This is a genomic window from Rothia santali (assembly GCF_024199905.1).
Taxonomy (GTDB): Bacteria; Actinomycetota; Actinomycetes; order Actinomycetales; family Micrococcaceae; genus Rothia; species Rothia santali.
Genome location: NZ_JANAFB010000002.1, coordinates 158012 through 170719 on the forward strand (window position 1 = coordinate 158012; position 12708 = coordinate 170719).

The following is a 12708-nucleotide window of genomic DNA, read 5'->3' on the forward strand; positions in this document are numbered from 1 at the left end:
CATGAACGCCACCGACATCAGCGTCTTCGACCTGTTCAGCATCGGCGTGGGGCCCTCGAGCTCCCACACCGTCGGTCCCATGCGGGCCGCCAACCGCTTCGTCGCCGAGCTGATCGAGGCCGGGTCGCTGGCGCGGGTCGCCGACCTCGGCGTCGACCTCTACGGCTCGCTGGCCGCCACGGGCGCCGGGCACGGCACCATGGCGGCCGTCGTCAAGGGCCTCGCCGGGTGGGAGCCGGAGACCATCGACGTGGCCGCGGCCGAGCGTCAGATGGCGCGGAACCAGGCCACCGGGCGGCTCGTCCTGGCCGGCCGGGCGCGCACCGGCGGGACCGCCGAGGCCGGGGCCGGGGTCACCGGCCCCGAGGTCGAGCTCTGCGAGACCTCCATGACCCTGCGCCCCCTGACCGTGCTCGAGCGGCACACCAACGCCGTGAGGTTCAGGGCCCTCGACGCCGGGGGAGCGGTCCTCGACGAGCGGACCTACTATTCCGTGGGCGGCGGGTTCGTCATCGAGGAGGGCGAGGAGGCGGCGTCGGGCGACAGCCTCCTCGACGTCCCGCACCCCTACGACTCCGCCGAGCAGCTGGTCTCCCGGGCCACCGAGGCGGGCATCTCGATCGCCCGGCTCAAGCTCGAGAACGAGCTCACGGCCCGCTCCGAGCAGGAGGTCGAGGAGGGGATCCTGACCATCTACCGGGTCATGCGGGAGTGCATCGGCTCCTCGCTGGACCGGATCGGCTACCTGCCCGGCGAGCTCAAGGTCCGCTGCCGCGCCGGGCAGTGGCACCGCGACCTGCTCCGGGAGGACGCCGGGAAGTCGGCCGAGTACGCGATCGACTGGGTCAACCTCATCGCGCTCGCGGTCAACGAGGAGAACGCGTTCGGCGGCCGGGTCGTCACCGCGCCGACCAACGGCGCGGCGGGGATCCTGCCGGCGGTGCTGCACTACGCGATGAACTACCTCCCGGGCATGCGGACGGCGGGGCGGGTGGCCAAGGCGCGCGCCGTCGTCGACTTCTTCCTCGCCTCGGCGGCGGTGGGCGCGCTCTACAAGAAGCGGGCCTCGATCTCCGGGGCGGAGGTCGGCTGCCAGGGCGAGGTGGGCAGCGCGTCGTCGATGGCGGCCGCCGGGCTCGCGCAGGTCATGGGCGGGAGCAACCAGCAGGTCGAGAACGCGGCGGAGATCGCGATGGAGCACAACCTGGGGCTCACGTGCGACCCGGTGGGCGGGCTCGTGCAGATCCCGTGCATCGAGCGCAACGCGATGGCCGCCGCCAAGGCCGTGAACGCCGCGAAGATCGCGCTGCGCGGCGACGGCGAGCATAGGGTATCGTTGGACCAGGTGATCGAGACCATGAGGCAGACCGGGGCGGACATGTCCTCCCGCTACAAGGAGACCTCACGCGGCGGGCTGGCCGTCAACGTCGTCGAGTGCTGAGGCCGCGGGCCGCGCTCCGACGGACGCCCCGTCCTGCTCTGCGCCCTGTGGACAACGCGCGTCCGGTGGTGTACCGTGAATATTTGCGCTTTCCCTAACTCTTTGTGCCTTCATATAGCGGTGGGTACAACTGATGGATCCAGCTCACGTTTCCAGGCCAGCAGACCACCGACTCCCACGCACCCTCCCGCCCTCGCGGCCCCCGTGCGTGCTGAAGAGAGGTCGGCCGTGGCGTGAGTCGACAACCGGATCCGGGCTAGCCCGTGTACACACACGTTACGTGGAAGGATCCATATCTTGGTCGCCTCGAGCACCTCTAATTACGACGCCGCTAGCGCGGCCGGAAACCTCCCCGAGGGTTCCGCGTCCCGCATCTCATTCGCAAAGATTCACGAGCCCCTGAGCGTGCCCAACCTGCTCGCGCTGCAGACCGACAGCTTCGATCGGCTGATCGGCAACGAGCGCTGGGCCCAGCGGGTGGTCGAGGCCGCCGAGACCGGTGACACCTCCGTGTCCACCGTCGCCGGCCTCGCCGAGATCTTCGAGGAGATCTCGCCCATCGAGGACTTCCAGGGCACCATGTCCCTGTCCTTCTCCGAGCCCGAGTTCGCGGACCCGAAGTACACGATGGAGGAGTGCAAGGATCGCGACGCGACCTACTCCGCCCCGCTGTATGTCAAGGCCGAGTTCATGAACAACGAGACCGGCGAGATCAAGCAGCAGACCGTGTTCATGGGCGACTTCCCGCTCATGACCGAGTCCGGCACGTTCGTGATCAACGGCTCCGAGCGCGTCGTCGTCTCCCAGCTGGTCCGCTCCCCGGGCGCATACTTCGAGAAGTCCGCCGACCGCACCTCGGACAAGGACATCTACTCCGCGCGCATCATCCCCTCCCGCGGCGCGTGGTTCGAGCTCGAGATCGACAAGCGCGACCAGGTCGGCGTCCGCCTCGACCGCAAGCGCAAGCAGTCCGTCACCGTGCTGCTCAAGGCCATGGGCTGGACCGAGGCGAAGATCCTCGAGGAGTTCGGCGAGTTCGACTCGGTCCGCGCGACCCTCGAGAAGGACGCCGTCGAGACCCGCGACGACGCCCTGATCGACATCTACAAGAAGCTGCGTCCGGGCGAGCCCCCGACGGTCGACGCCGCGCAGGCGCTGCTCGACAACATGTACTTCACCCCGAAGCGCTACGACCTGGCCAAGGTCGGCCGGTACAAGATCAACCGCAAGCTGGGCATCGACAAGCCGCTCGGCGACAACGACTCCTCCGTGCTGACGCAGGAGGACATCGTCGCGATGATCCGCTACCTGGTGACCCTGCACGCCGGCGGCGAGTCCATCAAGGGCGTGCGCGACGGCGTCGAGACCGACATCCGCGTCGACACCGACGACATCGACCACTTCGGCAACCGCCGCATCCGCGCGGTGGGTGAGCTGATCGAGAACCAGATCCGCACCGGCCTGTCCCGCATGGAGCGCGTCGTGCGCGAGCGCATGACCACCCAGGACGTCGAGGCGATCACCCCGCAGACCCTGATCAACATCCGCCCCGTCGTGGCGTCGATCAAGGAGTTCTTCGGGACCTCGCAGCTCTCGCAGTTCATGGACCAGAACAACCCGCTGGCCGGGCTGACGCACAAGCGCCGCCTGTCCGCGCTGGGCCCCGGCGGCCTCTCCCGCGACCGCGCGGGCATGGAGGTCCGCGACGTGCACCCGTCCCACTACGGCCGCATGTGCCCCATCGAGTCCCCCGAAGGCCCCAACATCGGCCTCATCGGCTCGCTGGCGACCTTCGGCCGCATCAACCCCTTCGGCTTCATCGAGACCCCCTACCGGGTCGTCGAGGGCGGCAAGGTCACCGACAAGGTCGTGTACCTGACCGCCGACGACGAGAAGGGCTCGGTCATCGCGCAGGCCAACGCGCCGCTGACCGAGGACCAGCGCTTCGCGGAGGACGGCGTGCTCTGCCGTGCCTCCGACGGCTCCGGCGAGGCCGAGGTCAAGGCCGCCGACGACGTGCAGTACATGGACGTCTCCCCGCGCCAGATGGTGTCGGTCGCGACCTCGCTGATCCCGTACCTCGAGCACGACGACGCCAACCGCGCGCTCATGGGCGCCAACATGCAGCGCCAGGCGGTCCCGCTGCTCCAGTCCGAGTCCCCCGTGGTGGGCACCGGCATGGAGGGCTACGCCGCCCTGGACTCCGGCGACTCCGTCCTGGCCCGCAAGGCCGGCGTGGTCACCGAGGTCTCGGCCGACCTGGTCGTGGTGGCCAACGACGACGGCACCACCACCTCGTACCCGATCGCCAAGTTCCAGCGCTCCAACCCGGGCAACTGCTACAACCACCGCGTCGTGGTCTCCGAGGGGCAGCGCGTCGAGGACCGCTCCCTGCTGGCCGACGGCCCGTCCACGGACGAGGGCGAGCTGGCCCTGGGCAAGAACCTCCTCGTGGCGTACATGTCCTGGGAGGGCCTCAACTACGAGGACGCGATCATCCTCTCGCAGCGGATGGTCTCCGAGGACGTGCTGACCTCGATCCACATCGAGGAGCACGAGATCGACGCCCGCGACACCAAGCTGGGCGCCGAGGAGATCACCCGGGACATCCCGAACGTCTCCGAGGAGGTCCTCTCGGCCCTCGACGAGCGCGGCATCATCCACATCGGCGCCGAGGTCGAGGCCGGGGACATCCTGGTCGGCAAGGTCACCCCCAAGGGCGAGACCGAGCTGACCCCGGAGGAGCGCTTGCTGCGCGCGATCTTCGGCGAGAAGTCCCGCGAGGTGCGTGACACCTCCCTGAAGGTTCCCCACGGCGAGTCCGGCACCGTCATCGGCGTCCGCGTCTTCGACCGCGAGCAGGACGACGAGGACATGCCCCCCGGCGTGAACCAGCTGGTCCGCGTCTACGTGGCCCAGAAGCGCAAGATCACCGACGGCGACAAGCTCGCCGGCCGCCACGGCAACAAGGGCGTCATCTCCAAGATCCTCCCGGTCGAGGACATGCCCTTCATGGCCGACGGCACCCCGGTGGACGTCATCCTCAACCCGCTGGGCGTGCCCGGCCGCATGAACATCGGGCAGGTGCTCGAGGTCCACACCGGCTGGCTGGCCAAGCAGGGCTGGAAGATCGAGGGTGAGCCCGAGTGGCTCGACAAGCTCCCGAACTTCCCGAAGGAGTCCGGCCCCACCAAGGTCGCCACCCCGGTGTTCGACGGCGCCGAGGAGCAGGAGATCTTCGACCTCCTGGACCACACCAACCTGAACCGCGACGACGAGCGCCTGATCAACAGCACGGGCAAGGCCCAGCTGTTCGACGGCCGCTCCGGCGAGCCGTTCCCCGAGCCGATCTCGGTGGGCTACCAGTACATCCTGAAGCTGCACCACCTGGTCGACGACAAGATCCACGCGCGTTCGACCGGCCCGTACTCGATGATCACCCAGCAGCCGCTGGGCGGTAAGGCGCAGTTCGGCGGTCAGCGCTTCGGCGAGATGGAGGTCTGGGCCCTGGAGGCGTACGGCGCCGCCTACACCCTGCAGGAGATCCTGACCATCAAGTCCGACGACGTCCACGGACGCGTCAAGGTCTACGAGGCCATCGTGAAGGGCGACAACATCCCCGAGCCGGGTGTCCCCGAGTCCTTCAAGGTGCTCATCAAGGAGATGCAGTCGCTCTGCCTGAACGTCGAGGTCCTCTCGAGCGACGGGCACGCGATCGAGATGCGCGACTCGGATGAAGAAGGATTCCGGGCTGCCGACGAGCTGGGGATCGACCTCTCCCACGCCGAGCCCAGCTCGGTGGAGGAAGTCTGAACCCCTCGTCCACCCCAGATCCTTCATACGTTTTTTCAAGAGAAAAGGACCCCATGTCCAACGAATCTTCACTTGGATTGATGCGGATCGGCCTGGCCACCGCTGAAGACATCCGTAACTGGTCCTACGGCGAGGTCAAGAAGCCTGAGACCATCAACTACCGCACCCTGAAGCCGGAGAAGGAAGGCCTCTTCGACGAGCGGATCTTCGGACCCACTCGCGATTGGGAGTGCTACTGCGGCAAGTACAAGCGCGTCCGCTTCAAGGGCATCATCTGCGAGCGCTGCGGCGTCGAGGTGACCCGCGCCAAGGTGCGCCGCGAGCGCATGGGCCACATCGAGCTGGCCGCGCCCGTGACCCACATCTGGTACTTCAAGGGCGTCCCCTCGCGCCTGGGCTACCTGCTGGACCTCGCGCCCAAGGATCTCGAGAAGATCATCTACTTCGCCGCCTACATGATCACGTGGGTCGACGAGGAGGCGCGCCACGACGACCTGCCGAACCTGCAGGCCGCTCACGACAAGGACAAGCGCTCCCTGGAGTCGGAGCGCGACGCCGACATCGCCGCGATCGCCCGGGAGACCGAGCAGGAGCTGGCGCGCATCGAGTCCGAGGGCGGCAAGGCCGCGGAGAAGCGCAAGCTGCGCGACTCGGCCGAGCGCCAGATGGCCCAGGTGCGCAAGCGCGTGGACGCCGAGGTCGCCCACCTGGACCAGGTCTTCGACCGCTTCAAGAACCTCAAGGTCTCCGACCTCGAGGGCGACGAGGCGCTGTACCGCTCCATGGTCGACCGCTTCGGCATGTACTTCGAGGGCTCGATGGGCGCGGAGTCCATCAAGAGGCGCCTCGAGAACTTCGACATGGCCGCCGAGGCCGAGTCGCTGAAGGAGGTCCTCCAGACCGGCAAGGGCCAGCGCAAGACCCGCGCCCTGAAGCGCCTGAAGGTCATCAACGCGTTCCTGACCACGGACAACTCGCCGCTGGGCATGGTCCTCGACGCCGTCCCGGTGATCCCGCCGGAGCTGCGCCCGATGGTCCAGCTCGACGGCGGCCGCTTCGCGACGTCGGACCTCAACGACCTGTACCGCCGCGTGATCAACCGCAACAACCGCCTCAAGCGGCTGCTGGACCTCGGCGCGCCCGAGATCATCGTGAACAACGAGAAGCGGATGCTGCAGGAGGCCGTGGACTCGCTGTTCGACAACGGCCGCCGCGGCCGCCCGGTCACCGGTCCGGGCAACCGCCCGCTGAAGTCGCTGTCCGACATGCTCAAGGGCAAGCAGGGCCGCTTCCGTCAGAACCTGCTGGGCAAGCGCGTCGACTACTCGGGTCGTTCCGTGATCGTCGTCGGCCCCCAGCTGAAGATGCACCAGTGCGGCCTGCCCAAGCAGATGGCGCTGGAGCTGTTCAAGCCGTTCGTGATGAAGCGCCTCGTGGACCTCAACCATGCGCAGAACATCAAGTCGGCCAAGCGCATGGTCGAGCGGTTCCGCCCGCAGGTCTGGGACGTGCTGGAGGAGATCATCACGGAGCACCCCGTGCTGCTCAACCGCGCGCCCACCCTGCACCGCCTGGGCATCCAGGCCTTCGAGCCGCAGCTCGTCGAGGGCAAGGCCATCCAGCTGCACCCGCTCGTCTGCTCGGCGTTCAACGCCGACTTCGACGGCGACCAGATGGCGGTCCACCTGCCCCTGAGCCCCGAGGCCCAGGCCGAGGCGCGCGTGCTGATGCTGTCCTCGAACAACATCCTCAAGCCCTCGGACGGCCGCCCCGTGGCGGTCCCGTCCCAGGACATGATCATCGGCCTGTACCACCTCACCACCGTGCGCGAGGGCGCCGACGGCGAGGGGCGGGCGTTCTCCTCGCTGGCCGAGGCCCTCATGGCCCTCGACCGCCGCGAAATCCACCTGAACGCCAAGGTCCGGATCGAGCTCGACGACTTCACGCCCCCCGCGGGCTGGGAGGCGCCGGAGGGCTGGGAGCCCGGCCAGCCGGTGCTCGTCGACTGCACCCTGGGCCAGGTCCTGTTCAACCAGACCCTGCCCGCGGACTACCCGTGGTACGGCGGCGTGGCGGACAAGAAGGGCCTCGGCTCGCTGGTCAACGACCTGGCGGAGAACTACCCCATGGTCGAGGTCGCCCGCACCCTGGACAACCTCAAGGACACCGGCTTCTACTGGGCCTCGCGCTCGGGCGTGACCGTCGCGGTCACCGACATCGCGACCCCGCCGCAGAAGCCGGCCATCATGGAGGGCTACGAGCACCAGGCGTCCGAGATCCAGGGCCAGTACGAGCTGGGCCTGATCGACGACGAGGAGCGCCGCTCCGAGCTGATCGACATCTGGACCAAGGCGACCGACGAGGTGGCCGAGGCGATGCGCGAGAACCTCACCGACCTGAACACCATCAACCGCATGGTCTCCTCGGGGGCCCGCGGCAACTGGATGCAGGTCCGTCAGATCGCGGGCATCCGCGGCCTGGTGGCCAACACCCGCGGTGAGATCATGCCCCGCCCGATCAAGTCCTCCTACCGCGAGGGCCTGTCGGTGCTGGAGTACTTCATCGCGACCCACGGTGCCCGTAAGGGCCTGGCCGACACCGCGCTGCGTACCGCCAACTCGGGCTACCTGACCCGTCGTCTGGTGGACGTCTCGCAGGACGTGATCGTGCGCGAGCTCGACTGCGCGACCCGCCGCGGCCTGAACCTGGACCTGGTCCAGATCGACGCCGACACCGGCACGGTCTCGATGCACGAGGACGTGGACAACTCGATCCACGGTCGCGTGCTCGCGGTGGACGTCAAGGACGCCGAGGGCAACGTGCTGGCCGAGGCCGGCACGGACGTCTCCGACGCCGTGATCCGCCGCATGTACGAGGGCGGCGTGCACCAGGTCCGGGTCCGCTCGGTCCTGACCTGCGAGTCCGCCGTCGGCGTCTGCGCCAAGTGCTACGGCCGCTCGATGGCCTCCGGCAACCTGGTGGACATCGGCGAGGCCGTGGGCATCATCGCCGCGCAGTCCATCGGCGAGCCCGGCACGCAGCTGACCATGCGGACCTTCCACACCGGCGGTGTGGCGTCCGCGGACGACATCACCCAGGGTCTGCCCCGTATCCAGGAGCTCTTCGAGGCCCGCACGCCCAAGGGCGTCGCGCCGATCTCGGAGATCGCCGGCCGGGTCAGCATCGAGGACACCGACAAGGCCCTCAAGGTCGTCGTGACCCCCGACAACAAGGACGACGAGCCCATCGCCTACCAGGTGCTGCGGCGTTCGCGTCTGCTGGTGGAGGACGGCGACACCGTCGAGGTCGGCCAGCAGCTGGTCTCGGGCGCGGTGGACCCGAAGGAGGTGCTGCGCATCCGCGGCCCCCGCGAGGCGCAGAAGCACCTCGTGGACGAGGTCCAGACCGTCTACCGCTCGCAGGGCGTGGGCATCCACGACAAGCACGTGGAGGTCATCGTGCGTCAGATGACGCGCCGGATCACCGTCATCGAGTCGGGCGACACCGAGCTGCTCCCGGGCGAGCTCGTGGAGACCGTGCAGTTCCAGCAGGCCAACAAGAAGGCGCTGACCACCCAGCAGCGCCCGGCCGCCGGACGCCCGGAGCTCATGGGCATCACCAAGGCCTCGCTCGCGACCGACTCGTGGCTCTCCGCGGCCTCCTTCCAGGAGACCACCCGCGTCCTGACCCAGGCCGCGATGGAGGGCAAGTCGGACCCGCTGGTGGGCCTCAAGGAGAACGTCATCATCGGCAAGCTCATCCCGGCCGGCACCGGCCTCGATCGGTACAACAACCTCGAGGTCGAGCCGACGGACGAGGCCCGCGAGAAGCTGTACGCCAACACCACCGGGTTCGGCGACTTCAGCTACGCGGCCGAGAACGACGCCTCCGTGGCCGCCGAGTTCCAGGCCATCCCGCTGGATGACTACGACTTCGGCAGCAACAACTAGCGTCCCGGCGGCACCCTGCCGCTGACACGCCGGACCCCGACGGGCCGGCTCCCCTCCTGGTGAGGGGAGCCGGCCCGTCGGCGTTTAAAGCCCGACGCCGGCGGCCCCGACAGGCGCCGCCCGCGTCACCCCGGTTCGCATCCCGAACAAGAATTCAACAGGCGAACATGTCCGTGGGTAAGGTCGACATGGGCCACGTCACATCCGGCGTGTCCCCTCACGCAGTCAGAACCGAGCGACGCAGGGCCGCATCGCACCTTCCCCGCAGGCGCACCCGGCGAGCAGGGCCCACGGAAGGAGCCGTCACATGTCATCCGCCACCGAGACCCTCGGCGAGGGTCGGGGCCCGGGCCCGGCCGCAGCGCCGGCCGGGACGGCGTCGGGCCCCGTCGCCTCGTCCGACGCCGCCGCCGACTCGCAGGCGCGGCTGAGCGAGGAGATGGACCGCGTCCAGCGCGAGTACGCGGCCTCCGCGAGGCGCGAGGACGGTCCCCGCCTCGACTACGCCCCCTACCGCAGCTCGGTCCTGCGGCACCCTACCAAGGACCCGCACCACGTGGACCCCGAGCTGATCGAGCTGTCCTCGCCGGCCTTCGGGCACCGCGACGTCGGGGAGCTCGAGGCGGACCTGACCATCCAGGGCGGGGGAGAGCCCATCGGCGAGCGCATCAAGGTGCGCGGCCGCATCCTGGACTCCGCCGGCCGCCCGGTGCGCGGACAGCTCGTCGAGGTGTGGCAGGCCAACGCCGCCGGCCGCTACATCCACAAGCGGGACCAGCACCCCGCGCCGATCGACCCGAACTTCACCGGCGTCGGACGCTGCCTGACCGGGCAGGACGGCTCCTACGAGTTCACCACGATCAAGCCGGGGCCGTATCCGTGGAAGAACCACCGCAACGCGTGGCGGCCCGCGCACATCCACTTCTCGCTGTTCGGGACCGACTTCACGCAGCGGATCATCACCCAGATGTACTTCCCCGGGGACCCGCTGTTCTCGCTGGACCCCATCTACCGCTCGATCGTCGACGAGAGCGCCCGCGGGCGCCTGGTCGCGGAGTACGACCACGACGTCTCCGAGCACGAGTGGCTGCTGGGCTACCGCTGGGACATCGTGCTCGGCGGCAGCAACCGCACCTGGACCGAGCCCGAGGAGGAGCGATGAGCCGCGCGCAGGCCCCGACCCCCGTCAGCACCGGCCGCCCCGTGGCCGACCCGCCCGCCGACCTGACGCCCACCCCGGGCCAGACCATCGGCCCGTTCTACGGCTACGCCCTGCCCTACGAGGGCGGTGAGGCCCTGGTGGACCGCGCCGACCCGCGGGCGGTGCGGCTGCACGGCGTCGTGTACGACGGCGCCGGGGACCCCGTCCCGGACTGCCTCCTCGAGATCTGGCAAGCCGACGAGCACGGGCGGGTGCCCCAGGCCCCCGGCTCGCTGCTGCGGGACGGCTACACCTTCACCGGCTTCGGCCGGGCGGCCGTGGACCGGGCCGGCCGCTACGACTTCACGACCCTGGAGCCCGGTCCCGCCGCGCCGGGCGGCGCCCCGTACCTCCTGCTCACGGTCTTCGCCCGCGGGCTGCTGGACCGCCTCTTCACGCGGATCTACCTGCCCGGGGACGCGGAGGCGCTGCGGGCGGACCCGGTCCTGAGCGGGCTGCCGGAGGACCGGCGCCGCACCCTGGTGGCCGAGCGCGAGCCGGACGGCTCGCTGCGCTTCGACGTGCGCCTGCAGGGCGAGGACGAGACCGTCTTCCTGACCTACCCCGGCCAGTCGCGTTACGGGTTCGGGAGGTAGGCGCGGTGCCGTTCACCGACCTGCTCACGCCCGGCGGGCAGCGCGCGCACGACGTCGTGGGCCCGGCCGCCCTCCTCGACCGCCTGGTCGAGACCGAGGCCGCGTGGATCCGCGCCCAGGGGGCGGCCGGCGCGATCGACCCGGGCACGGCGGCCGCCGCCGCGGACCGGTTGGGAACCGGCCGCGACTACGACGCCGCGCGCCTGGCCGCCGCTGCCGAGGGCGGGGGCAACCCCGTGATCGGGCTGGTCCAGGAGATGCGCGAGCGCGTCGGGGACGCCGCCGCCGGGGGCGACCCCGCCTGGAGGCCGCTCGTCCATCGGGGCCTGACCAGCCAGGACGTCATGGACACAGCGCTCATGGGCCTGTGTGCCCGGGCGCTGGATCGCGTGCTGGGGGACCTGCTCGAGGCGGGGGACGCCCTGGCGGTGCTCGCCGAGGAGCACGCGGGCACGCCGCTGCTGGCCCGCACCCTGGCCCAGCCGGCGCTGCCCACGAGCTTCGGGGCCCGCGCGGGGACGTGGCTCGCGGGGCTCACCGGCGGCGTGCCCCGGCTCCGGAGGGCGCGCGGCGGCGCCGTACTCGCTGGGCGGGGCCGCCGGGACCCTCGCGGCCCTCGGCGAGTGGGGCGGCCCGACGGCGTCGGCCCCGGGAGCTCGCCGAGCGGCTGGGGGCCGCCTGGGGAGGAGCTGGGACTGGCGGGCGAGGGGCTCGGGGTCTGGCACACCCGGCGCGGTCCGGTGCAGCGCCTGGCCGAGGCGCTGGCGGAGGCCGCGCAGGCGTGCGCGCGGATCGCCGGCGACGTCGTGCTGTCCGCGCGGGCGGAGATCGCCGAGCTGTCCGAGCCGGCGGCGCGAGGCCGGGCGGGTCCTCCGCGATGCCGCACAAGCGCAATCCCGTGCTGTCGGTGCTGATCCGGCGCTCGGGCGTGAGCGCCGGCGCCGCGCTGGGGACGCTGGCCCAGGCGGGGGCCCTCGCCGTCGAGGAGCGGCCGGACCTCGCGTGGCACCTGGAATGGGAGCCGCTGCGCTCGGTGGCCCGGCACGGCGTGATCGCGGCGAGCCTGACCCGCGAGCTGGCCGGTGGCCTCGAGGTGCACCCCGAGGCGATGCGGCGGAACCTCGCGGACCACGGCCCGTCCGGCGGGGACCCGGGCCCGGCGAGGCCGCCCCGATGGCCCGGCGCGCGGCGCGGGACTGGCGGGTCGTCCGCGCCGTAGACCACGAGACCCGCTCACCGACCCCTTCGACCACCCGAGAGGTGAATGAACGATGACAGCACCCACACTCCTGGCAGTCTCCCTCTCCGGGCGCCGGGCCGGCGACCACGCGCACCAGGAGCACCGCCCGCTGCTGATCGTGGGGCCCTCGCTCGGGACCTCGGTCACGGCGCTGTGGTCCGCGGCCGCGGAGGACCTCGGCGAGAACTACGAGGTCGTGGGCTGGGAGCTGCCCGGCCACGGGCGGGCCGCCCCGGCCGAGGACAACTTCTCGGTCGCGGACCTGGCGGAGGCCGTGGCCGGGCTGGCGCGGCGCATCCAGGCCGAGCGCGGAACCCCGAGCGCGCAGTACTACTACGCGGGCGTCTCGGTGGGCGGTGCCGTGGGCCTCGAGCTCGCGCTGGCCGACGGCGAGGCCCTCGCCGGCCTGGCCGTGATCTGCTCGGGGGCGCGCATCGGCGAGCCCTCGGCGTGGCGGGAGCGCGCCG

The 12708-nt window shown here is 70.6% G+C and carries 8 protein-coding genes; all 8 read left to right on the top strand.

The genetic code is table 11. The annotated features are described in order from the left end of the window. The first annotated feature begins 1 nt into the window (after position 1). On the top strand, positions 2–1441 hold the full coding sequence (locus NBM05_RS01695) for an L-serine ammonia-lyase (RefSeq protein ID WP_254164640.1): 1440 nt from the start codon (positions 2–4) through the stop codon (positions 1439–1441). Between the two features lie 297 nt (positions 1442–1738). Next, entirely contained in the window at positions 1739–5254 is a 3516-nt protein-coding gene (gene rpoB, locus NBM05_RS01700; RefSeq protein WP_254164642.1) for a DNA-directed RNA polymerase subunit beta, read from the top strand. Between the two features lie 53 nt (positions 5255–5307). Then, complete coding sequence (locus NBM05_RS01705; RefSeq protein ID WP_254164644.1) at positions 5308–9204, top strand: DNA-directed RNA polymerase subunit beta'; 3897 nt, start codon at positions 5308–5310, stop codon at positions 9202–9204. 307 nt (positions 9205–9511) lie between these two features. Next, positions 9512–10366 carry a protocatechuate 3,4-dioxygenase subunit beta gene (pcaH, locus tag NBM05_RS01710; RefSeq protein WP_254164646.1) on the top strand — a complete coding sequence of 285 codons (855 nt, stop codon included), beginning with the start codon at positions 9512–9514 and terminating at the stop codon, positions 10364–10366. Further along, positions 10363–11001: a protocatechuate 3,4-dioxygenase subunit alpha gene (gene pcaG, locus NBM05_RS01715; protein ID WP_254164648.1), complete on the top strand. Its 639-nt coding sequence runs from the start codon at positions 10363–10365 to the stop codon at positions 10999–11001. The genes pcaH and pcaG overlap by 4 nt, the downstream gene beginning before the upstream one ends. A 5-nt stretch (positions 11002–11006) precedes the next feature. Further along, positions 11007–11915 carry a lyase family protein gene (locus tag NBM05_RS01720; RefSeq protein ID WP_254164650.1) on the top strand — a complete coding sequence of 303 codons (909 nt, stop codon included), beginning with the start codon at positions 11007–11009 and terminating at the stop codon, positions 11913–11915. Next, a complete protein-coding gene (locus tag NBM05_RS01725) occupies positions 11879–12220 on the top strand; it encodes a hypothetical protein (protein ID WP_254164652.1) in 342 nt (113 codons plus the stop codon). The genes NBM05_RS01720 and NBM05_RS01725 overlap by 37 nt, the downstream gene beginning before the upstream one ends. A gap of 52 nt (positions 12221–12272) precedes the next feature. Beyond that, positions 12273–12708 (top strand): alpha/beta fold hydrolase (locus NBM05_RS01730; RefSeq protein ID WP_254164654.1); only part of this gene is annotated, 436 nt, incomplete at its 3' end.

Bases quoted from the DNA above. Each gene is read 5' to 3' on its own strand.
- NBM05_RS01695 (WP_254164640.1), top strand. From the start codon at position 2: ATGAACGCCACCGACATCAGCGTCTTCGACCTGTTCAGCATCGGCGTG.
- NBM05_RS01705 (WP_254164644.1), top strand. From the start codon at position 5,308: ATGTCCAACGAATCTTCACTTGGATTGATGCGGATCGGCCTGGCCACC.
- pcaH (WP_254164646.1), top strand. From the start codon at position 9,512: ATGTCATCCGCCACCGAGACCCTCGGCGAGGGTCGGGGCCCGGGCCCG.
- pcaG (WP_254164648.1), top strand. From the start codon at position 10,363: ATGAGCCGCGCGCAGGCCCCGACCCCCGTCAGCACCGGCCGCCCCGTG.
- NBM05_RS01725 (WP_254164652.1), top strand. From the start codon at position 11,879: ATGCCGCACAAGCGCAATCCCGTGCTGTCGGTGCTGATCCGGCGCTCG.